The following is a 21,074-nucleotide window of genomic DNA, read 5'->3' as shown; positions in this document are numbered from 1 at the left end:
GAGGATATCCCCCTCCACCACACGACTTCGTCGCGCGGTCCCCCTCCCCACAAGTGGGGAGGATTTTTTCGATAAAACTCATTTCTGCTCCAGCATCAATTTGGCGGTCGCCTTGGCGCTCATCACCACGCCGGGAATGCCCGCGCCGGGATGCGTGCCGGCGCCGACGAAATAGAGGTTGGGGATATTCGCGTCGCGGTTGTGGACGCGGAAATAGGCCGACTGGGTCAGGATCGGCTCGAGGCTGAAGGCGCTGCCGAGATGCGCGTTGAGGTCGTGCGCGAAGTCCGACGGGGCGTAGCTGAACTTGGTGACGATGCGTTCGTGAATGTCGGGGATCAGCCGCGCGCCGATCTCATCGAGGATGCGCTTCTCCAGGATCGGGCCGATCTCGCTCCAGTCGACCGGGAACTTGCCGAGATGCGGAACCGGGGCGAGCGCGTAGAAGGTCGAATGCCCCTCCGGCGCCATCGTCGGATCGGTCACCGTCGGGTGGTGGAGATAGAGCGAGAAATCCTCGGCCAGCACGCCATGGTCGTAAATGTCGGCGAGCAATTCGCGATAGCGCGGGCCGAACAGGATCATGTGGTGCGGGATTCCCGGCCAGCTGCCCTTGATGCCGAAATGGACGACGAACACCGAGGGCGACCAGCGCTTGCGCTCGAGCCGGCCGACGCTGCGCTGCGCGCTGCGCGATCCCGCCAGCAAGTCGCGATAGGAATGCATCACATCGGCATTGGTCGCGACCGCGTCGGCCTCGCTCGACCAGCCACTGGCGGTGGTGACGCCGGTGGCGCGATCGCCGAGCGTCGCAATCCTCGTCACCGGATCGCCGAGCCGCAAGGTTCCGCCCAGCCGCTCGAACAAGGCGACCATGCCCGCGACCAATTTGTTGGTTCCGCCGCGCGCGAACCACACGCCGCCATCGCGCTCGAGCTTGTGGATCAGCGCATAGAGCGCGCTGGTTGTCATCGGATTGCCGCCGACCAGCAAGGTGTGGAAGCTGAGCGCCTGGCGCAGTTTCTCGTTCTTCACGAAGCCCGAGACGATCGAATAGACCGATCGCCACGCCTGATAGCGCATCAGCGCGGGCGCGGCGGCGACCATCTGGCCGAAATCGAGGAACGCGGTCGAGCCGAGTTTCTCATAGCCTTCGTGATAGACGTGCCCGGAATAATCGAGGAAGCGGCGGTATCCGGCGACATCATCGGTGTTGAGCCGCGCGATCTCGGCATGGAGCTGGGCGTCGTCGTTCGAATAATCGAAGCTGGTGCCGTCGCGCCAGTTGAGCCGATAGAAAGGCATCACCGGCATCAGATCGACATCGGTGGCGATGTCCTGCCCGGTCAGACCCCATAAGTCGCGCAGCGCCGCGGGATCGGTGATGACGGTCGGCCCGGCGTCGAAGGTGAACCCATCCTTCTCCCAGAAATAGGCGCGGCCGCCGGGCTTGTCGCGCGCTTCGACGATGATCGTCTCGACCCCGGCCGATTGCAGCCGGATGGCGAGGGCGAGCCCGCCGAAGCCGGCGCCGACGACGATCGCGCGCTTCATGCGTGCTGCCTGCGGATCGCCGCGATCGCGCGGCCGACCGGCACCGGCGGCTTGCCGGTCAGGATGCGGGCCTTGTCCATCACGCTCGATCGTCCGGCATAGAACCGTCCTATAAGGCCCGGACCCAGCCGGTAAAAGCGTTCGAGAATGCGGTAACGCTCTTCGGGTTCGGCGGCGCGGAACAGCATCGCGTCGAGCGTACGGTAAAACGCGCGGTCGGCCCAGGCGCCGCTCGCCATGCCATAGGTCAGATCGTACAAAGCCGGGGTCGACAGATCGCTCACCGTGGCGATCCGCGCCGCCAGCCGCACCGCATCGGGCAGCGAATAGCCGGTGGTCGGGTGGAACAGCCCGGCGCGCAGCCCGGCCTTGGGCACCCTGACCCCGCCGGCACGCCAGAACGCCTCGAAATCGCCGCCGATCGCGACCGGCAACGCCCCGCTTTCCTCGCGCGATACCGCCTCGGTCACCCAGCCGCGGCCAAGCGCATAATCGTGGATGCGGTCGACCAGGGCATCGCGATCGATCGCCGGCGTATCGCTGTAATAGGTGTCCTCGACGAACATCCGCGTCGCGGTGAAGGGCAAAGAATAGACGAAGCGATAGCCATCGATCTGCTCGACGGTCGCATCCATGATCGTCGGCCGCGTCACCTCATGCGGTTCGCTCAGCAGCAATTCGCGCCCGACGAATTTCTGCCAGCCGAGGTCGAGCGATGACATGTCGCCCGGACCGCGCGCGTCGATAATCCCCTTGGCCTCGATCCGGTCGCCGTCCGCCAGCACCACCGCGGTGGTGCCGACGGCCAGCGCTTTCTGCGCGATCAGCTGGCCCGGCGCGAGACTCGCGCGCACCACGCGATCGAAACGTTCGGACTCGATCGAATAATAACTGGTCGGAAGCGTCCGGGCATGCGCCGGAAAGGCGACCTCGTAGCCGCGCCAGCCATAGGAAACGAGCGGTGCGGCGAGCCAGCGATCCTCTTTGGCGACGTCACGCTCGAAGAACGACCAGACATGGTCGCCGCCGATCTGCGGGCTCGCCTCGATCAGCCTGAGGTCGAGGTCGGGGCGCTTCCTGCGCAGCGCGAGCGCGATCAGGCCGCCCGCCAATCCTCCGCCGACAATCGCAAGGTCACAGTCAACTTGGCCTGCCATGACGAATCGCTACCCGTTTTGGTCGGGAGCGCAACCCATGGAACGAGACGTTTGAGCCCTGCGGACGAATCCCCTGTGGAAAGATGCCGGATCGGGCGCGATCAGGCCGCCTGGCGCAGCGGCATTTCGGTCGCCATCGCCGCGGCGACCGACGGCCGCGCGCGCATCGCGGCGCGCCACGCCTTCAGCACCGGCCAGCCGTCCAGGCTCAATCCGGCATATTCGGTCCAGTTGAGCACCGCGAGCAGATAGGCGTCGGCGACCGAGAAGCTGTCGAGCAGATAGGTGCGCCCGGTCAGGTGCGTTTCGAGCAGGCCGAACCTCTTCTCGACCAGCTGCCGCGACCAGTCGCGCGCACCCTCGGTCGAGTGCCGCGACATCAACGGCGCGAACACGCCCTTGTGGATCTCGGTCGAGATGAAGTTGAGCCACTTGGTCAGCTCATACCGCTCGCGGGTATAAGGCGGCGGCGCCAGCACGCCCTCGGCGGCGAGATCGGCGATATAGGTCAGCACCGCAGGCCCCTCGGTCAGGGTCACGCTGCCCGCTTCCATCGCCGGGACATAGCCCATCGGGCTGATATCGGTGAAGGCGCGGCCATCTGGCAGCGCACCATCCGGCACGACCTGGACGAAATCGGCATCCAATTCGGCTTCGTTGATCGCGATGCGAGTCGCCAGGCTGCACGCGAACGGGATGAAATAGAGTTTCATGACAGTCCTCCTGGGGGCTTGTTTATTTCTGTACTAATCCGCATAAATGTATCCCGCGTCAAGGATTGTTTGCGATTTGGTACAAAAATTAGACCAGACACCGCGGCGGCGTGGCCGGCCGCGCGGCTTCGATACCGGGGAGGTGCTGGGCGCGGCCACCGAGCGCTTTCGTACGCGCGGTTATGCCGGAACCTCGCTCGACGATCTGGTCGACGCGACCGGATTGCAGCGCCCCAGCCTCTACGCCGCGTTTGGCGACAAGCGTGCGCTCTATCTGGCGACGCTCGAGCGCACGATCGAGCGCGCCGGGGCTGCTTTCGATCAGTTGATCGCGGCCGATCTGCCGCTCAAGCCAAGCCTGAAGGTGATGTTTCGTGCTGTCATTGAGGGATTCCTGACCGGCGAGACCGGGCCGTCGGGCTGCATCATGGTGTCGACCTCCGCCACCAGCGCGGTCGACGATGCCGAGATTCGCGCCCGGCTGGCGGCGTTCGTCAAGCTGGAGGACGGCAAGATCGAGGAATTGCTGGCCGCGCGCGGCGATCCGCGCGCCACGGCGCATGCGCGGTTGGCGACCTCGGTGATCCATTCGCTCAGCGTGCGTGCTCGCGCTGGCGCGACACGCGAGGAACTCGAGGCACTGGCGGCGGATTGCGTGGAATTGATCGCCGGGTGACGGCTGGCGACCGTTGCTCTAGCGTCGGGAGGTGATCCGCCAGCCTCTCACCGTCGATCGCCGCGCCTTGGTCGCCGCCATCGGCGCCATCGTCCTGTTCGCCGCGATCGAAATCGCCTGGGGTCGCCCGCCACTCTGTCCGTGCGGCCATATCGCTCTATGGGCCGGCGATCCCAACAGCCCGGAGAACAGCCAGCAACTCAGCGACTGGTATTCGCTCAGCCACATCATCCACGGCTTCCTGTTCTACGGGTTGCTCTGGTCGATCCTGCCCGGGCGACTGCGCCTCTGGGCGCTGCCACTCGCGGTGCTGATCGAGGGAGGTTGGGAATTGCTCGAAAACTCGCCGATCATCATCGACCGCTATCGCGCCGCGACCATCGCGGTCGGCTATTCGGGGGATTCTATCCTCAATTCGATGAGCGACATCGTGATGATGATGATCGGCTTCGCGATCGCGCGGCGGTTGCCGCTATGGGCAACGGTCGCGCTGGCGATCTTTTTCGAACTGCTCGCGCTCGCGGTGATCCGCGACAACCTCACGCTCAACGTACTGATGCTCGTCCACCCGATCGATGCGATCCGGGCGTGGCAGGCGGGCGGGTAGGCCAAGTGTCCCCTTTGTCGGGCTCGACCCAGGTCTAGGATCACCGCCATGACCAACCCCGACGACTGGCGGATCGACCATAGCGGGATCGGTGTGGCGGATGTCGCCGCGTCGGCGCGCTTCTACGACGTCGTTCTGGGTGCGCTGGGTTTGCAGTCGCTGGTCCGCATCTCGACCGTAAAGGCACCGTTGAAGGACGGCGACGACCTCGGTGGCGTCGCTTATGGCGCCTCGTTCCCGATCTTCTGGATCGACTGTTTCCATCCCGCCGGCGTGCACCAGCACACCGCGTTCCGCGCGCGCAGCCGCGCGGAGGTCGATGCCTTCCACGCTGCGGCACTGGCGGCGGGCGGGCAGGATAATGGTGCGCCGGGCTTGCGTACCCAAGGCTATCCGCCCGGTTATTATGCCGCGTTCGTACTCGATCCCGACGGCAACAATATCGAAGCGGTGTTCCGGGGCGAGTGAGTGATGTCGTCGGCCGGTACGGGCACGCCCGCGCGCCGTCGGGCTATGTGACGAATCGTTAATCGGCGCTCGATAGAATCGCTCGCAGGAGCCGATGCGATGTCAATTGGTGGATATCAGCCGGACCGGCCTATCGCCGATCCCCCGCTCTGGCTCGTGCAGATGAGGCGTCCCGGATCGGTGGTACTGCTCTTCTGCTTCGCAATGGCGACGGTCGCGCTCAAAAACTGGCTTTACCCACCCCCGCCATTCGTCAATCCGCGCATCGCAAGTTCGAGATATGAGCTGCCGGCCGGCTGTGTCAGAAAAACCTATTACAAGCGTGACGCCATCCCGGCCGCTTGCGCCGATCGGCGCTATTATCTTGGCGACGAATATCGCTACGGATTTCCACAGCATAGCAAGGGTCGGCCGGAATATTTTCGTGTTGGCAATGATGCTATCGATATCGCCTGCCCCATCTTTGGCGACGGATGCTTCGTCGATGCCGTGGTTCGGGATGTGTTCGTGGTCAAGTAGCGCGATGCGTTGGCGTCGCGGTGATCGCAGCCTAGACTGGCGATGTGACCGTCACGCTCGCCATCCTCCTCTCCGCGCTTGCGATGACGCTGATCGTCGGCGTCCGCTACCTGATCAGCAGTGGCGCTTTCGCGCTAGCGACACGTGCGGTGCGGCCGGGACTCTATGCCGGGCTCGGCAGGCAGATCCGGTGCGAGATCGCCTGGAGCCTCGCCTCGGCGGCGATCTATGGCATTCCCGCGGGCGTGGTTGCCTGGGGGTGGCAGAACCGCGGATGGACGCGGATCTATGGCGATCTCCACGCCTTCCCGCTCTGGTATCTGCCGCTGTCGGTGCTGCTCTACCTCGTGGCGCACGACACCTGGTTCTATTGGACGCATCGCTGGATGCACCGGCCGGCGCCGTTCCGGCTGGCGCATGCCGTCCACCATGCCAGCCGGCCGCCGACTGCCTGGGCGGCGATGGCGTTCCACCCGATCGAGGCACTAACCGGGGCGATCGTCCTTCCTGCCCTCGTCTTCGCGATTCCGATCCATATCGGCGCTTTGGCCTTCGTGCTTGGAATCATGACGCTTATGGGGGTGACCAACCATATGGGCTGGGAAATCTTCCCGCGCTTCATGTGGCGGGGACCATTGGGGGCATGGCTGATCACCGCCAGCCATCATCAACGGCATCACGCCGAGTATAGGTGCAATTATGGCCTTTATTTCCGCTTCTGGGATCGCCTCTGCGGCACCGACCGCGGGGTCGGCGGGTTCGCGCGCGGCGAAGGCCGGCGCCCTGCTGGTGCTGGGCGCGCTGCTCCCGGCGACGGCGCCGGCCGCCAGTCCGGCCGCCCCGGTCGGGAGCCTTGAGATCGATGTCGCCGGGATGCGCTCGGCGCGCGGGCTGATCCGAATCTGCCTGACAGCCGAGCCCAGGAACTTTCCCGGCTGCGTCGATGACAAGCACGCCGTCACGCGATCGGTCCCGGCCAGTCAGCACATCATCCGGTTCGACGATCTGCCGCCGGGCAACTACGCCGCCGCGCTGATCCATGACGAGAATTCGAACGCGAAGCTCGATACGCTGCTGGGCATTCCGCGCGAAGGATTCGGGTTCAGCCGCAACCCGCCAATTGGCTTTGGCCCGCCGCGCTTCGCCGCCGCCGAATTCGCGCTGGGCGGCGTTGCCGAAACGCAACAGGTGACGATGCGCTATATGCTTTAGTATCTGGGGCATGGACACAAAACGCCTGGGTGGCGTTGCTTTACCCAAACGTCATCCTGATCGGAGCCTGCCTGTGCGTCTTTTGCTGCTTGCCCCCGCCTTGTTGCTCGCCGCGCCCGCTTTCGCGCAGGACACTGGAGCGCCGCCGGCCCCCACCGCGCCGGAACAGCTCGATACCGGTAGGGACAATGTCACGATCGGCGCCGGCGCGGTCTACACGCCCGATTATGAAGGCGCCGATCATTCCGGCTTTTCCGTCGCGCCGGTGGTGATCGGATCGGTCTCGGGGTTCAATTTCCAGCTGATCGGCAATCGCGCCTCGATCGACCTCATCCCCAACAAGCCCGGGCCCAATTGGGATATTCAGGCGGGCCCGATCGCGGTGCTCGACCTCAACCGCTCGGCGCTGTCGTATATCGACGACCCCCGCGTCCGCGCGCTCGGCAAGCGCGACCGTTCGCTCGAGGTCGGCGGCTTTGTCGGCATCGGCAAGACCGGGGTGATCACCAGCCAGTACGACCAATTGTCGGTGTCGCTCAGCTATCGCAAGGGCGTCACCGGCGCCCAGCGCGGCGCGATCTGGTCGCCGACGATCAATTACATGACCCCGGTCAGCCGCAAGGCCGCGGTCGGCCTGTTCGCCTCGGCCGAGCATGCCGACCGCAAATATGGCCGTGCCTATTTCGACGTCGACGCGGCGGGCAGTTTTGCCAGCGGCCTGCCCCAGTTCAACACCCGCGCCGGGTGGAAGAGCTGGACCGCGGGCGGCTTCGTCACCGTGTCGCTGACCGGCGACCTGCTCCATGGGTTCAAGCTGCTCGCGGGCGGCAGCTACAAGCGCATGCTCAACGACTTCGCCGACTCCCCGATCGTCTCGATCGCCGGCAGCCGCGACCAATGGATGGGCGGTGCGGGCGTGGCCTATACGTTCTGATCCGGCGGACGATTGGCACCTATGTTAAGATGCCTTCGCATTCAGGATTAGGACAAGATGCCAAACTAGGCTAAGGATGCTTCATCACCGACCGTCTAGACGCATATCGGTGGCTGAGAGACTTTGCGAGCGCTCCCGCCTGAGGGAGCACACCATTTTGACCAGCCTAGAGCGCCTGACGCTCCAACCCTTGATCGACAAGCTGAAATTCTGGGCGCCGCTGAGCAACGCGGACGAAGCGGCGCTGCGCGCGCTCCCGGTCACCTTTCGACGCCTCAAGGCCGGACATTATGTCGTGTGGGACGGCGACCGGCCGCAGCATAGCTGCCTGTTGATCCACGGCTTCGCTTATCGCCACAAGATTGTGCGCGAAGGCAAGAAACAGATCTTCTCGCTGCACATGGATGGCGACCTGGTCGACCTGCAGAATTCGCTGCTCGGCCGCGCCGATCACAATGTCGAGACGCTGACCGATTGCGACGTCGCGCTGATCCCGGTCGATGCGATCCGCAAGATCGCGTTCGATCATCCGTCGGTGGGCATGGCGATGTGGTACGAAACGCTTGTCGAGGGATCGATCTTCCGCGAATGGATCGCCAATATCGGCCGGCGCGACGCGCGGGCCCGCATCGCGCACCTGATCTGCGAATTCGCGATGCGGCTGAAGGCCGCCAAGCTCGGCACGCCCGACGGATTCATGATCCCGATGAGCCAGGAATGGATCTCGGACGCGGTCAGCTTGACCTCGGTACATGTCAATCGCGTGCTGAAGGGGCTGCAGGCCGACGGCCTGATCCATCGCTCGCGCCGCTGGATCGAGGTGCGCGATTGGGATGGCCTGGTCGAGGCCGGCGATTTCAACCCGGCCTATCTCCATCTCGATCAGGTGCACCCGGCCGCGATATAGATGGCTTATTCGCCCCTGATGCGATCGACCAGGACGGCCAGCACGGTGATCGCGCGTGCCGGTTTCAGGATCATGGGAAGCTCGGGATGGGTTCGCGCGAGCTCGTCGGGCAATCCCGTACCGGTATAGATGACGACCGGCGTGCCGCGCTCGATCAGGCGGAGCGCCAGCGGGGTGACATCGCGATCGCGCAGATTGGCGTCGAGGATCGCGCCGGCGATATGCTCCTGATCGACACGGACCAACGCCTCCGCCACGCTCGCGATCGGTCCCACCACGCGGCCATCGAAATTCTCGACGATTTCGCATAGCTCGAGCGCAATCAGCGGCTGATCCTCGACGATCAGGATAGGCAGGCCGTCGAGCATGATATCTCCCAGGAGCGGGAGCGCCAAGTCTCTCAGTCGGGGATGCTCGCAAAAACGACCCGATCCGCCAACAACAATCCTAATCTCGATTGGTTTCGATTCATATCCTGGATTAAGTTGTACTTTGCGGCGTGTGGATATGTTGGAAGCAAGATCAGGGTTCGCGGATCGCGCTAGGGGTGACCGTCCGATGCGCGGTCGTCCATCGTCTTCGGGCTGCGCGAGCGCCTCCGATCGAAACAAGTGGCTTTCCTTCGCGCGCTCAAGCGCCTAGCGTGCACGCCATCCCCGGGGGAGCGCCGATCCGCGCTTGAGAGGAGGGCAGGAGCCCTCGACCCGTCGAACCTGATCCGGTTGAGACCGGCGGAGGGAGTGGGCGGTTTTCATCCGAAATCCGTGTCCTCGCTCCGACAATGGAGTGAGTATTATGGCCGACATCCCTGCGCGCACCGAAATCGGCGTGACCACCGGCCCCATCCGGGGCAGCCGCAAGATCCATGTCGGTCCGCTCAAGGTCGCGATGCGCGAGATCGACCTCGATCCGAGCTGCGACGAGCCCCCCTTGCGCGTCTACGACACGTCGGGCCCGTACACCGACCCCAATGCCCGGATCGACATCCAGGCCGGCCTGCCCAACCTCCGCCGACCGTGGATCGAAGCGCGCGGCGACGTCGAAAGCTATGACGCGCGCCACCTCAAGCCCGAGGATAACGGCCAGCTCGGCCCCGATCGCTCGGGTGGCGTCGATCCCTTCCCCAACGTGGTCAAGCGTCCGTTGCGCGCCAAGCCGGGGATGAACGTCAGCCAGATGCATTATGCCCGCCGCGGCATCATCACCCCCGAGATGGAATATGTCGCCGAGCGCGAGAATCTCGGCCGCGCCCGCCTGGCGGAATATGTCCGCGACGGCCAGGATTGGGGCGCCGCGATCCCCGATTACGTCACGCCGGAGTTCGTCCGCGACGAAATCGCGCGCGGCCGCGCGATCATTCCCAACAATATCAACCACCCCGAATCCGAGCCGATGGCGATCGGGCGCAATTTCCTGGTCAAGATCAACGCCAATATCGGCAATTCGGCGGTCGCCTCCAACGTCGCCGCCGAAGTCGACAAGATGGTCTGGTCGATCCGCTGGGGCGCCGACACGGTGATGGACCTGTCGACCGGCCGCAACATCCACGACACCCGCGAATGGATCATCCGCAACTCGCCGGTGCCGATCGGCACCGTGCCGATCTATCAGGCGCTGGAAAAGGTCGGCGGCATTGCCGAGGACCTGACCTGGGAAATCTTCCGCGACACCCTGATCGAACAAGCCGAACAGGGCGTCGACTATTTCACCATCCATGCCGGCGTCCGCCTGCCGTACGTGCCGCTGACCGCCAAGCGCGTCACCGGCATCGTCAGCCGCGGCGGCTCGATCATGGCGAAATGGTGCCTGTCGCACCACAAGGAGAGCTTCCTCTACGAGCGGTTCGACGAGATCACCGAGATCATGAAGGCGTATGACATCGCCTATTCACTGGGCGATGGCCTGCGCCCGGGATCGATCGCCGACGCCAATGACGAAGCGCAATTCGCCGAGCTCTACACGCTGGGCGAGCTGACCAAGCGCGCCTGGGCGCAGGACGTCCAGGTGATGATCGAGGGCCCCGGCCACGTGCCGATGCACAAGATCAAGGAGAATATGGACAAGCAGCTGGAGGCGTGCGGCGAGGCGCCGTTCTACACGCTCGGGCCGCTGACCACCGACATCGCGCCGGGCTACGACCATATCACCAGCGGCATCGGCGCCGCGATGATCGGCTGGTACGGCACCGCGATGCTTTGCTACGTCACGCCCAAGGAGCATCTCGGCCTGCCCGACCGCGATGACGTCAAGGTCGGCGTGGTGACCTACAAGCTCGCCGCGCACGCCGCCGATCTCGCCAAGGGCCACCCGGCGGCCAAGATGCGCGACGACGCGCTCAGCCGCGCCCGCTTCGAATTCCGCTGGCGCGACCAGTTCAACCTGTCGCTCGATCCCGACACGGCGGAGCAGTACCACGACCAGACCCTGCCCGCGGAAGGCGCCAAGACCGCGCATTTCTGTTCGATGTGCGGACCCAAATTCTGCTCGATGAAGATCACCCAGGAGGTGCGCGATTTCGCGGCCAAGCAGAATTCGGCGCCGGAGACCTTCATTGCCGCTGAGGAAGCGGAGGCCGGGATGGCGAAGATGAGCGAGCTGTACAACGAGACCGGGCGGGAGTTGTACATGGGTGCTGGGGGGCGGGAGCACGATTGATGAAGTGACGAACGGGCGATGACTTTACCCGTCGCCCGTTCGCTCGTTCGTTAAACCGGTGACGCTCCGGTCCGCGGGGTCGCATTGCTCAATAATGATACCGGCATTGCGCGATCTCGAGCGATTGCGCCTCGTCCTTGCCGCTCACCCGATAGACCAGCCGATGCTCGCGGTTGATCCGGCGCGACCACCAGCCTGACAGATTGCCGCTGAGCGGTTCGGGCTTGCCGGTTCCCCGGAACGGATCGCGCAGGCATTCCTTGATCAGCGCGTTGACGCGATCGAAGCCGCGGCGATCGTCGCCTTGCCACGAAAGATAATCTTCCCAGGCTCGCGACGAGAAGACGAGCTTCATGGCTCGATCAGTTGGCGCTCTTTACCCTTGCCGGCGTCGAGCTCGGCCACGCTGTCGAGCAAGCGTTTGGCGTTGGCCGGCGACTGCAACAAATACAGTGTCTCTTCGATCGACGCCCATTCGCTTTCGGACACCATGACGACGCCTTCGCCCTTCGGGCGGGTGATCGCGATCGGCGCCTTGTCGGCGACGACCTTGTCCAGCACCGCTTTCAGGTTCGCGCGAGTTTCGGAGATGCTCAGACTTTGCATGTCGATCATGTACGATAATTTGTACAAATTTGCAATGGCCCTACCCAGCGCGCGCCGCTAGAAATGGCGGAATGCAGACACACCTCGCCCATATCGCTCTCGTCGTTCGCGACTATGACGAAGCGCTCGCCTTCTACGTCGGCAAACTCGGCTTCACCCTGGTCGAGGACAGCTACCAGCCCGAGCAGGATAAGCGCTGGGTGACGATCCGCCCGCCCGGTGCGCCGGTCAATGCTACCACCATCCTGCTCGCGCGGGCGTCGACCGAGCATCAGGCCAAGTATATCGGCGACCAGGCCGGTGGGCGGGTGTTCCTGTTCCTGGCGACCGACGATTTCGATCGCGATCATGCCGCCTTTACCGCCGCCGGGGTCGAATGGGTGCGTCCGCCGGCGATATACGATTATGGCAAGGTGGCGGTGTTCCTCGACCTTTATGGCAATCGTTGGGATCTGGTGCAGTTGCGGAGGGGCACGCGGACGCGGCCTGACCTCTAGTTCGTCATGCCGGCCTTGTGCCGGCATCCACGGAGCCGCGAGTCCTGGGGCATGTGGGACGGTGGACCCCGGGACGAGCCCGGGGTGACGGTTAGGATTGTCGGGCCGCCGTCGCGCCCAATCCCACGCCACTGAACCCTTCCGCCCCCAACGCGTTTCTCCCCCCGAGCGGGGGCTGGAGACACGCCATGCGCCTGCTGTTCCTCACCCTCGCGCTGCTGCCTGCCGCGGCGATCGCGCAGGACAACACGTCGCCGCCACCGCCCGACGGGGTCGGGGTCGAGACGATCGGGCTCAACCCGGGTGAGGCCAAGAGTTTCGTCCTCCGCCCCGGCAAGAACCACCAATTGCTCGTCCCCGCCGCGATCGACGATCCCGGCGCGATTTCGGTCGCTTATACCGACAATGGAGGCAAATCGGCGATCACCGTGACCAGCGCGTCGGGGCCGATGACCTACAAGATATTGTCTGATCCGACCGGGAGCGGCGGCTATGTCGACGCCGGTACTTTCACCATGCGCGGCAACGGTACCGCGACGACCGAGACCTTCGATCGCGATCTCGGGGCGATCGTCGTCGGCGAGTTCAAGCCGGCGGGCTGAATTCGATTTCGGCAGAGACGAAAAAGGACGCCCGGACCCGCCGGACGCCCTTTCTTCAGCCAATCGGCCGCCGCTTAGAAGCGGACGCCGACGCCCGCCGCGACGTGGCGGCGCTGCAGGTTGATGCCGTAAAAGCTACCGTAATCGGCGTAGTTAACTTCGCCCATCAGATAGACGTTCCTGGTGACGTTGACGTCGACGCCCAGCGCGCCCTGCACGCCGTCCTTGTTGGCGTTGGCGGAAGCGCCGCCACTGCTCGCCTTGAAGCTGATATGGGCATAGCCTGCCTTGGCGTAGATCACGACCTTGGGTGACACGACGAAGCCGATGCGGCCGCCGACGCCCAGATTGCCGTTCTCCTTCAGGCAGTCGCCACCGTCGCACAGCGACACGCTCGACGCCTCATAGACCGCGTACGGACCGAACGTGACGTTCTTGGCACGAAGGTCGAAACCGATTTCGCCGCCGTACGACACTGCGCTGCCGATCTTGTAGACGCCGCTGTCATCGCTGACGGTCGGCGTTTCGTAACCGATGCGCGCCTCGAGACGAACGCCGGAAAGCTTGGCGTCGGCGGGCTTGTCCTGCCCATAAGCGACCCCCGGGACGCACGCCATCAATGCGGCGAGCGCGACAAACTTCTTCATGATTGCCCCCAAATTCTTACTGCTGTTGAACCGGCATTCCGCCAGGACGGCGGGCCGGAGGCGTGCCGCTAGGATAAGACACTTTCGCTGTCCAGTGGTCGGGCAGGCTTTTCTACCCATTATGGATAAGATTTTGGAATCGTTTCAATTCCGAATCCGTTCGCGATTGTTCGCGCGGCGCGATCGTCGTCGGGGAATTCAGGCAGGCGGGCTGAGCCGGGACAGGCTCACAGCCCCCTTGCGGCCGAAACCACGCGCCGCCGGAGCGGCCGTGGCGGGTTGCGGCTGATAGGCCGGCGCCGGCGCCGGGGCAGGAACCGCTGCCGCGATGCCGCCGTTTTCCAGTTCGGCAAGCCGGTCGATGCCGCCGGCTCGAACTCCGGCCGACCCGCAGGTCAGAGCCAGGCCTTGCTCGGATCGGTCTTGTCCACCCACACTTGGATCGCGTCGCCGCGATGCGCGTAGAATTCGTCGTCATTGCCGTCGATCTTGATCTCCGCGGTCTGGAACGACTGGTCCTTGGGCGAGGTGAAGCTGACGGTCAGAATGCCCTTGCCGACGATGTTCTTGCGGCGCTCGCCCGGATTCCCGCGTAGCGCCTCGAACTCGTCGGTCGTGTCGCAGGGCAGCATCTCGCCCATGCGTTCGGTGATCGGGCGGCCCTTCCGCTCGCCGACCACCGATCGGTACGAGCATTTGCGCTCGATACTCGCGATCTCGGCCTTGACCGACACCGCATTGGGATTGCCGCAGGCGGCGAGCGGCGCGGCGGCGATCACGATCAGACAGAAGGGGTGGAGGCGCATCGGTGAGGATTTCCCGGCTGGTTGGTTGATCACAGGCCCTTGCGGCCGAACCCGCGCGCCGCCGGGGCGGTCATCGCGGGTTGCGGCTGATAGGCCGGTGCCGAGGTCGAGGCGGCCGGACCGGCGCCGCCGCCGCTTTCCAGCTCCGCGAGCCGCGCGCTGACTCGCGATTCGAACGGATCGGCCTCGGCGAAGGTCCGGCGCGCCGGGCGGCGGAACAGCGGCGACAGCGCGGCGCGCAACGCCGATCGCAGCATGAAGCGCAGCATCGCGAAGAAGCCGACCACGACGATCGCGGCGACGAAGCCAAGCCCGCCCGATCCGCGCCGCGTCGGCGAACGATCGGGCAGCGGCTGTCCGGCGGCCGGCGCGCTATCGTCGTCGCTCGCCACCTGGCCGCGGCTGGCGGCGACGGGCGGGACATAGTCTTTGGTCGGATCCTCGCCCAGTGCGAACGTGACCGCGCTCAGCTTTTCTGGGTCGAGCTTGATATAGCGATCGTCGTGATAGAGCACGAAGCCCTGTCCGGTCCGCGCCACGTCGGCGCCGTTCACTCGCTCGGTCGAATAGAGATAGCCCAGATCGTAATATTGGCCGTCATGCTCGAACGGATCTTCGTTGGGCAGGTCGCGGACCAGGTCGATCCTGGAACTGGTCGGCATGCGGAAATTGGGCTCGGCCATGGCGGGCGCCGCGGGCATGACGGCGGCCAGCGCGACGGCCAGCACCGCGAGCGGACGGACGGATCGGGTCATCTCTTGCCCCCCTTGGTTCGAACATCGGGGGGATATCCAAAACGGGTAAACATAGGCTGAAGCCCCGTCTGGGGGCGCTGAATCGTTGCGATATCGATTCGACTCGTCGAACCGGGCGCGCTGGGTTAAGCTGCTGGAATCGTCATCGATTGGGGAAACGCGATGAACACGATCCTCGGCCTGTCGCTTCCGGCCTTTACCGAATTGCACGTCATCATCAGCCTGATCGGCATCGTCGCCGGGCTGGTCTTCTTTGCCGCCTTGACCGGCGGCCGCTGGCTGTCGCTGATCAATGGCCTGTTCCTGGTCTTCACCATCCTGACCAGCGTCACCGGCTTCCTGTTTCCGCCCAAGCCGATCGGACCGCCGTTCATTTTCGGCGTGGTGTCGCTGGTCGTCCTGGCGATCGCGCTTTACGCTTTGTACGGGCGCAAGCTCGCGGGCGGCTGGCGGCGCGTGTTCCTGATGACCGCTCTGTTCGCGCAATGGCTCAACATGGTCGTGCTGGTGGTGCAGAGCTATCAGAAGGTCCCGGCGCTGCACGCGCTGGCGCCGCTCGGCAACGAACCCGCCGTGCTGGCGACGCAAGCCGTGGTCGCGGTCGTGATCCTCTATTTTGCGTGGCGCACGCTACGGCGCCCCGCCGCCTGACGTCCAGAGCGACTGCCGCGATCTGAAGATGGCGAGCTAGCCCCTCCCCTTCAGGGGAGGGGTTGGGGTGGGGCAGTGCCGCAGGCGGTGCACTCTGTGAGACGTCCCCCACCCCCATCCCCTCCCCTGAAGGGGAGGGGCTTAGAACACGGTCAGCGGACCTGCGCGTCGTGCTTCTGGCGATAGATGGCGCGGCTGGTGCGGTCCTGCATCCGTTCGATGCGATAGCGTTCGCGACCGCTCAGCCCGCCGCCGTCGGCGCGGCTGCGTGCTTCGTAGCGGGCGATATGGCCTTCGCGGCGCTCGAGCCGATAGGTTTCGCGGGCGTTGAGCTGGCCCGAATTGACGCCGTTGGCGATGCGCTGTTGCTGGCGATGTTGGCGCTGGTTGATCCGCGCCTCTGCCGGGGCGGCGGCGGTCAACGCGGTCAGGCCGATCAGCGCGGCGCAAAAGAGCTTGGTACGCATGTCACTTCTCCTCTGGGGTATCGTCCCCGCGAGGATCAACGAACCGCCGCGGCTCACCCTTCGGTCCGGCCGAACCGGTCAGATCCAGCCCGGCGCGTGGACGATCTCCAGCTTGAGCCCATCGGGATCGGCGAAGAAGACGGCATAATAATCGCCCGAATATTCGGGATAATGCGCCGGCGGATCGAGCACCGGGATACCGTGTTCGACCAGCAGGGTATGCGCGGCGTCGACCGCCTCCCGGCTCTCGACCCGCCAGGCGAGATGGTGGAGGCCCGGCGCATAGCGGTCGTGCGATCCGCCGCTGGTCGCGACGCGGATGCCCAGCGAGGCGCCGAACGGCTCGCGCCCCTTCAAATCCCACTCGCAGCCGTCTGGCCGGTCCTTGACCATCGTATAGCCGAGAAAGTCGAGCATTGGCGCATAGACGCGCCGGGCCGCGGCGACGTCGCTGACGCTCAGGTCGATATGATGGAAGGCACCGCGATTGGCATTCGCGTCGGTCATGAGTCGACTCCTTCGATCCAAGAACATATCATGAACATTACACCCGATTCGGAGGACTGTCATGCTCGTGCAAACGCTTCACCGCCTGTTCTTCGCCATCAAGCCGGCGATGCACGCCATTCCCGCGATCGAGGCGGCGCGCCGGCTTCATTGTCCCGGCCGCCCGGTCCGCAGCGAGCATCTCCATGTCACGATGGAGATCTTCAACGACCATATCGGCCTGCCCGAAATGCTCGTCGATCGGCTGATCGCGGTGGGTAACGATATCGACATGCCCGGGTTCCTGCTGTCGATGGGGCGCGTGGTCGGGACGACGCGGTCGGTGGCGCTCCGGCCCAATGGCCGCTCGACCGGACTCGCCTTGCTGCAACGCGCGATCCGCGAGCGGGTGACCGATGCCGGGCTGGAGCCGCGCGATGGCTGGACGTTCAACCCGCATATGACGCTGGGCTATCGCGACGACGCGGCCTTTTCGCGCGCGATCGATCCGATCCTGTGGCAGGTCGAGGAATTGGTACTGGTCCACAGCCATGTCGGCGAAACGCGGCATGATGTGATCGGGCGATGGACGCTGTCGCCGGAATTGCCGTTGTTTCAGTGAGTTTTGGCTGTGGTCGCGGTTGCCGCGAAAATCCTCCCCGCTTGCGGGGAGGGCGTTGGGGCTTTGGTTCGCCCCCGGCGAACCAAGATCGTGTCCGGGGGACACGATCTCGCTCCAACGCGCGCGGCGTCAGCCGCGTGGTGGAGGGGGCGGGCCTCGACGGACTCGCTTGCGGCACACCCCCTCCACCAAGCCGCTTCGCGTCTTGGTCCCCCTCCCCATGAATGGGGAGGATTTAGTGGCGCGCGCTTCGCCTCTCACCCAATCGCCGGCAACGCCCAATCGATCGGTTTCTCGCCATGCGCCTCGAGAAACGCATTGGCCTTGGAGAAATGGCGACAGCCGAGGAAGCCGGTATGCGCCGACAGCGGCGACGGGTGCGGCGCGCGCAGCACCAAATGCCGCCCACCGCGCTCGACCGACTCGACGAACGCCGCCTTCTTCTGCGCGTGGCTGCCCCACAACATGAACACGACCGGTTTCTCGCGCGCATTGACCAATCGGATCACCGCGTCGGTGAAGCGTTCCCAGCCGCGCCCCTGATGCGACGCCGCCATTCCCATCTGCACCGTCAGCACCGCGTTCAACAGCAGCACGCCCTGCTCGGCCCAATGTTCGAGAAAGCCGTGCCGCGCGGGCGGAATGCCGAGATCGGCATGCATTTCCTTGTAGATGTTGGCCAGGCTCGGCGGCGTGCGCGTCCCCGGCTTGACCGAAAAACACAGGCCGTGCGCCTGGCCGGGGCCGTGATAGGGGTCCTGCCCGAGGATGACGACGCGGACATTCTCCAGCGGCGTCAAATCGAGCGCGCGGAACCATTCGGGTCCTTTGGGGAAGATCGCCTTGCCCGCCGCTTTCTCGGCGACCAGGAAGGCGCGCAGGCTCGCCATATAGTCGCTGGCGAACTCGCCGCGCAGCGGTTCGAGCCAGCTCGGATGGAGATTGGGCTCGCTCATCGCCTGGCCTCAGGCCGCGTGCTCGACCAGCGCCTTATATTCGGGATGACGCTCGATGAACGCCTTCACGAACGGGCAGATCGGGATGACCTTGAGCCCGCGGTCGCGCGCCGAATCGAGCGCCGCGCGGATCAGCTTCGACCCGACCCCGCGTCCCTCGAGCTTCTTGGGCACCAGGGTATGCGTGAAAGTGATCGTGTCGCCTTCCAGCTGGTATGCCGCGATCGCGCGATGGCCATCGACCTCGAGCTCGAATTCGTTCTCGGCGCGATTGTCGACGACTATATTCTCGGCCATTCCTGTTCTCCGCTGCTGTCCATTCCGCTTAACGGTAGCACTGCGCCATGCAACCCAGCCGCCGCACCGTTCTTGCCGCGCTCGCCGCATCATATCGATTGCAAACCGTTGCCGTTAAAGCCCTCTCCCGTTCACGGGTGCACCGGGTCGGTCATGCCCCCGGCATGACCTGAACAGCGCGGGGCGCTGTTCACCCGGTACAGGTTGGGTGAGGGTCTTCTTTCTTCTTCCAAGCGTGTGCCAATATAGAAGAAGGAAGACCCTCACCCWCCCACCGCCTTCGGCGGCGGGCCCCTCCCTCWCCCGCAAGCGGGAGAGGGATCCATCCGCCTTACCGATCGAGAGGCTTATTCCAATCGACGACTCTCCACGAAAAAAGCGGCCGGTTTCCCGGCCCCTATCGCCGCGGTGCGCCGGAATTTCGCCGGGCGGCTCGTCATCGGCCGCGATTTGATGGAAGTCTGAGCCGCGCATGGCTACATCCGCCGCCGTGACCGATCCCGCTAGCGTTCTCCACTCGACTTTTGGCTTCCCTGCGTTTCGCGGCGTGCAGGAATCGGTAGTGTCGCGTGTGCTGGCGGGGGAGAATACGCTCGCGGTGATGCCGACCGGGGCCGGCAAGTCGCTTTGCTACCAATTACCGGCGGTGATGCTCGACGGCACCTGCGTTGTCGTCAGCCCGCTGATCGCGTTGATGCACGATCAGTTGCGCGCGGCGGAAGCGGTCGGCATCCGCGCCGCGACCCTGACCAGCGTCGATGAGAATCGCGCGGAAACGCGCGGACGCTTCCTCGATGGCGAGCTCGATTTGCTCTACATCGCCCCAGAGCGCGCCTCGGGCAGCGATTTCCACGATTTGCTCGAGCGCGGACGCGTCGCCTTGTTCGCGATCGACGAAGCGCATTGCGTCAGCGAATGGGGGCACGATTTCCGCCCCGATTATCGCCTGCTGCGCCCGCTGCTCGACAAATTTCCCTGTGTCCCGCGGCTCGCGCTGACCGCGACCGCCGATGCGCATACCCGCGCCGACATCCTCGAGCAGCTCGGGATTCCCAAGGACGGGCTGATCGTCGCCGGGTTCGACCGGCCAAATATCCGCTATGCGATCAGCCCGCGCGACAATACCACGCGTCAGATCGCCGATCTGATCGCCGAAACGCCAGGCCCCGGCATCGTTTACGCCCAGACGCGCGCCGGCACCGAGAAACTGGCCGAGGCTTTGGCCAAGACCGGGCGCCCGACCCGCGCTTATCACGCCGGGCTCGAACCGCGCGTGCGGGCGAAGAACCAGGCCGATTTCGTCGCGTCGGAGGACATGGTGATCGTCGCCACGGTCGCGTTCGGCATGGGCATCGACAAGCCCGACGTCCGCTTCGTCGCGCATGCCGGCCTGCCCAAGTCGATCGAGGCTTATTATCAGGAAACCGGCCGCGCCGGGCGCGACGGCGACCCCGCGATCGCGCATCTGTTCTGGGGCGCCGAGGATTTCGCCAAAGCGCGCCAGCGGATCGGCGAGGTCGAAAGCGCACGGCAACCAGGCGAGCGCATCCGGCTCAACGCGCTTGGCGCCTTGGTCGAAACCGCGGGATGCCGCCGCAAGCTGCTGCTCGGGCATTTCGACGAGCGCGACGTGCCCGATCGCTGCGGCAATTGCGACAATTGCCTCGCCCCGCCCGCCGCGGTCGACGCGACCACCGTCGCGCAGAAATATCTCTCGGCGGTGTTCCGCACCGGGCAGAGTTTCGGCAGCGGCTATGTCGAAGCGATCCTGACCGGCCAGTCGAGCGAGCGCAGCCTGATGAACGGGCACGAGGCTTTGTCGGTATTCGGCATCGTCGATGGCGAGGAAGCCGCCTTGCTCCGTCCGGTCGGCCGCGCGCTCCAGGTCCGCGATGCGCTGCGCACCAATCCGCATGGCGGGCTCGAATTCGGGCCGGGCGCGCGGGCGATCCTCAAAGGCGGCGAGAAAGTCGAACTCGTCCTGCCGCCCAAGCGCGAACGGCGGCGCCGTGGCGGTTCGACCGCGGGCGGCGCCAATCCGGTGGGCGATCCCTTGTTCGAGGCGCTGCGCGAGAAGCGCCGCGAGCTCGCCAGGGACGCGAGCGTCCCGCCTTATGTCATCTTCCACGATTCGGTGCTGCGCGCGATGGCCGAGCTCAAACCCGACAGCCGCGCCGCGCTCGGCACGATTTCGGGCGTGGGCGAACGCAAGCTCGACGCTTATGGTGACGCCTTCCTGCAAGTCATCCGGGAAGCCGCGTGAGTCTGTTTCCCGAACAA

Annotated in this window: 27 protein-coding genes and 1 riboswitch; of the genes, 14 read left to right on the top strand and 13 right to left on the bottom strand. The window is 65.0% G+C overall.

From position 1 onward, the window contains the following. Positions 1-78 precede the first annotated feature (78 nt). From AC1DRD_RS10375 to AC1DRD_RS10365, 3 genes are all read right to left on the bottom strand, one after another. Positions 79-1,554, bottom strand: coding sequence for a phytoene desaturase (locus AC1DRD_RS10375; RefSeq protein WP_478041327.1), 1,476 nt, complete (start codon positions 1,552-1,554; stop codon positions 79-81). After that, positions 1,551-2,711 (bottom strand): lycopene beta-cyclase CrtY, encoded by a 1,161-nt coding sequence (gene crtY / locus AC1DRD_RS10370; RefSeq protein WP_478041326.1) that lies wholly within the window; start codon positions 2,709-2,711, stop codon positions 1,551-1,553. Before crtY ends, AC1DRD_RS10375 begins: the two co-directional genes overlap by 4 nt. A gap of 101 nt (positions 2,712-2,812) precedes the next feature. Next, the gene (locus AC1DRD_RS10365) at positions 2,813-3,424 is read right to left on the bottom strand and encodes a glutathione binding-like protein (protein WP_478041325.1); all 612 of its coding nucleotides are present in this window, start codon (positions 3,422-3,424) and stop codon (positions 2,813-2,815) included. Between the two features lie 76 nt (positions 3,425-3,500). Here AC1DRD_RS10365 and AC1DRD_RS10360 point away from each other — a divergent pair, with 76 nt between their 5' ends. The 8 genes from AC1DRD_RS10360 (at position 3,501) to AC1DRD_RS10325 (ending at position 8,747) form a co-directional block, all read left to right on the top strand. Further along, positions 3,501-4,100, top strand: coding sequence for a TetR/AcrR family transcriptional regulator (locus AC1DRD_RS10360; protein ID WP_478041324.1), 600 nt, complete (start codon positions 3,501-3,503; stop codon positions 4,098-4,100). 34 nt (positions 4,101-4,134) lie between these two features. Next, positions 4,135-4,707, top strand: coding sequence for a DUF2585 domain-containing protein (locus AC1DRD_RS10355; protein ID WP_478041546.1), 573 nt, complete (start codon positions 4,135-4,137; stop codon positions 4,705-4,707). A gap of 48 nt (positions 4,708-4,755) precedes the next feature. Then, positions 4,756-5,175 carry a VOC family protein gene (locus AC1DRD_RS10350; protein ID WP_478041323.1) on the top strand — a complete coding sequence of 140 codons (420 nt, stop codon included), beginning with the start codon at positions 4,756-4,758 and terminating at the stop codon, positions 5,173-5,175. Between the two features lie 99 nt (positions 5,176-5,274). Beyond that, the gene (locus AC1DRD_RS10345) at positions 5,275-5,694 is read left to right on the top strand and encodes a hypothetical protein (RefSeq protein WP_478041322.1); all 420 of its coding nucleotides are present in this window, start codon (positions 5,275-5,277) and stop codon (positions 5,692-5,694) included. Positions 5,695-5,777: 83 nt separating this feature from the next. Further along, entirely contained in the window at positions 5,778-6,551 is a 774-nt protein-coding gene (locus tag AC1DRD_RS10340; protein ID WP_478032542.1) for a sterol desaturase family protein, read from the top strand. Next, positions 6,484-6,906 (top strand): DUF2141 domain-containing protein, encoded by a 423-nt coding sequence (locus AC1DRD_RS10335; protein WP_478041321.1) that lies wholly within the window; start codon positions 6,484-6,486, stop codon positions 6,904-6,906. The genes AC1DRD_RS10340 and AC1DRD_RS10335 overlap by 68 nt, the downstream gene beginning before the upstream one ends. Positions 6,907-6,979: 73 nt before the next feature. After that, on the top strand, positions 6,980-7,840 hold the full coding sequence (locus AC1DRD_RS10330) for a MipA/OmpV family protein (protein WP_478032389.1): 861 nt from the start codon (positions 6,980-6,982) through the stop codon (positions 7,838-7,840). Between the two features lie 157 nt (positions 7,841-7,997). Further along, positions 7,998-8,747 carry a Crp/Fnr family transcriptional regulator gene (locus tag AC1DRD_RS10325; protein ID WP_478032391.1) on the top strand — a complete coding sequence of 250 codons (750 nt, stop codon included), beginning with the start codon at positions 7,998-8,000 and terminating at the stop codon, positions 8,745-8,747. 5 nt (positions 8,748-8,752) lie between these two features. Here AC1DRD_RS10325 and AC1DRD_RS10320 read toward each other — a convergent pair whose 3' ends face one another. Then, positions 8,753-9,115: a response regulator gene (locus tag AC1DRD_RS10320; RefSeq protein WP_478032393.1), complete on the bottom strand. Its 363-nt coding sequence runs from the start codon at positions 9,113-9,115 to the stop codon at positions 8,753-8,755. Between the two features lie 279 nt (positions 9,116-9,394). Next, positions 9,395-9,505: riboswitch (TPP riboswitch) on the top strand. Positions 9,506-9,542: 37 nt separating this feature from the next. Here AC1DRD_RS10320 and thiC point away from each other — a divergent pair. After that, a complete protein-coding gene (thiC, locus tag AC1DRD_RS10315; protein WP_478041320.1) occupies positions 9,543-11,402 on the top strand; it encodes a phosphomethylpyrimidine synthase ThiC in 1,860 nt (619 codons plus the stop codon). Positions 11,403-11,490: 88 nt separating this feature from the next. Here thiC and AC1DRD_RS10310 read toward each other — a convergent pair whose 3' ends face one another. Together AC1DRD_RS10310 and AC1DRD_RS10305 are read right to left on the bottom strand one after the other, a co-directional pair. Continuing rightward, positions 11,491-11,757: a Txe/YoeB family addiction module toxin gene (locus AC1DRD_RS10310; RefSeq protein WP_478032396.1), complete on the bottom strand. Its 267-nt coding sequence runs from the start codon at positions 11,755-11,757 to the stop codon at positions 11,491-11,493. Beyond that, positions 11,754-12,017, bottom strand: a complete 264-nt coding sequence (locus AC1DRD_RS10305) for a type II toxin-antitoxin system Phd/YefM family antitoxin (protein WP_478032397.1) — start codon at positions 12,015-12,017, stop codon at positions 11,754-11,756. The genes AC1DRD_RS10310 and AC1DRD_RS10305 overlap by 4 nt, the downstream gene beginning before the upstream one ends. Before the next feature lie 62 nt (positions 12,018-12,079). Here AC1DRD_RS10305 and AC1DRD_RS10300 point away from each other — a divergent pair, with 62 nt between their 5' ends. Further along, on the top strand, positions 12,080-12,505 hold the full coding sequence (locus AC1DRD_RS10300) for a VOC family protein (RefSeq protein ID WP_478032398.1): 426 nt from the start codon (positions 12,080-12,082) through the stop codon (positions 12,503-12,505). A gap of 188 nt (positions 12,506-12,693) precedes the next feature. Beyond that, positions 12,694-13,107: a hypothetical protein gene (locus AC1DRD_RS10295; protein WP_478041319.1), complete on the top strand. Its 414-nt coding sequence runs from the start codon at positions 12,694-12,696 to the stop codon at positions 13,105-13,107. A gap of 74 nt (positions 13,108-13,181) precedes the next feature. Here the strand turns inward: AC1DRD_RS10295 and AC1DRD_RS10290 are convergent, their stop codons facing one another. From AC1DRD_RS10290 to AC1DRD_RS10280, 3 genes are all read right to left on the bottom strand, one after another. After that, on the bottom strand, positions 13,182-13,754 hold the full coding sequence (locus tag AC1DRD_RS10290; RefSeq protein ID WP_478032400.1) for an outer membrane protein: 573 nt from the start codon (positions 13,752-13,754) through the stop codon (positions 13,182-13,184). Between the two features lie 395 nt (positions 13,755-14,149). Continuing rightward, a complete protein-coding gene (locus tag AC1DRD_RS10285; protein ID WP_478041318.1) occupies positions 14,150-14,560 on the bottom strand; it encodes a hypothetical protein in 411 nt (136 codons plus the stop codon). Between the two features lie 29 nt (positions 14,561-14,589). After that, positions 14,590-15,315 carry a hypothetical protein gene (locus tag AC1DRD_RS10280; RefSeq protein WP_478041317.1) on the bottom strand — a complete coding sequence of 242 codons (726 nt, stop codon included), beginning with the start codon at positions 15,313-15,315 and terminating at the stop codon, positions 14,590-14,592. A 162-nt stretch (positions 15,316-15,477) separates the two neighbouring features. Here AC1DRD_RS10280 and AC1DRD_RS10275 point away from each other — a divergent pair, with 162 nt between their 5' ends. Then, a complete protein-coding gene (locus tag AC1DRD_RS10275; protein ID WP_478032404.1) occupies positions 15,478-15,966 on the top strand; it encodes a hypothetical protein in 489 nt (162 codons plus the stop codon). 152 nt (positions 15,967-16,118) lie between these two features. On the opposite strand, the gene AC1DRD_RS10270 is transcribed toward AC1DRD_RS10275, so the two are convergent. Further along, complete coding sequence (locus tag AC1DRD_RS10270) at positions 16,119-16,433, bottom strand: hypothetical protein (RefSeq protein WP_478041316.1); 315 nt, start codon at positions 16,431-16,433, stop codon at positions 16,119-16,121. Between the two features lie 78 nt (positions 16,434-16,511). Further along, positions 16,512-16,940, bottom strand: a complete 429-nt coding sequence (locus AC1DRD_RS10265) for a VOC family protein (RefSeq protein ID WP_478041315.1) — start codon at positions 16,938-16,940, stop codon at positions 16,512-16,514. A gap of 61 nt (positions 16,941-17,001) precedes the next feature. On the opposite strand from AC1DRD_RS10265, the gene AC1DRD_RS10260 reads away from it, so the two are divergent. After that, positions 17,002-17,541, top strand: coding sequence for a 2'-5' RNA ligase family protein (locus AC1DRD_RS10260; protein WP_478041314.1), 540 nt, complete (start codon positions 17,002-17,004; stop codon positions 17,539-17,541). A 257-nt stretch (positions 17,542-17,798) separates the two neighbouring features. On the opposite strand, the gene ung is transcribed toward AC1DRD_RS10260, so the two are convergent. After that, positions 17,799-18,497 (bottom strand): uracil-DNA glycosylase, encoded by a 699-nt coding sequence (gene ung / locus AC1DRD_RS10255; RefSeq protein WP_478041313.1) that lies wholly within the window; start codon positions 18,495-18,497, stop codon positions 17,799-17,801. Positions 18,498-18,506: 9 nt separating this feature from the next. Further along, positions 18,507-18,794: a GNAT family N-acetyltransferase gene (locus tag AC1DRD_RS10250; protein WP_478041312.1), complete on the bottom strand. Its 288-nt coding sequence runs from the start codon at positions 18,792-18,794 to the stop codon at positions 18,507-18,509. Between the two features lie 472 nt (positions 18,795-19,266). Between AC1DRD_RS10250 and recQ the strand changes: the two genes are divergently transcribed. Next, the gene (gene recQ / locus AC1DRD_RS10245; RefSeq protein WP_478041311.1) at positions 19,267-21,057 is read left to right on the top strand and encodes a DNA helicase RecQ; all 1,791 of its coding nucleotides are present in this window, start codon (positions 19,267-19,269) and stop codon (positions 21,055-21,057) included. Positions 21,058-21,074 lie beyond the last annotated feature (17 nt).

Source organism: Sphingomonas sp. P4_G2 (genome assembly GCF_056401155.1).
Note: the sequence above shows the minus strand (reverse complement) of the source record. Positions and strands in the feature narration are given on the sequence as shown.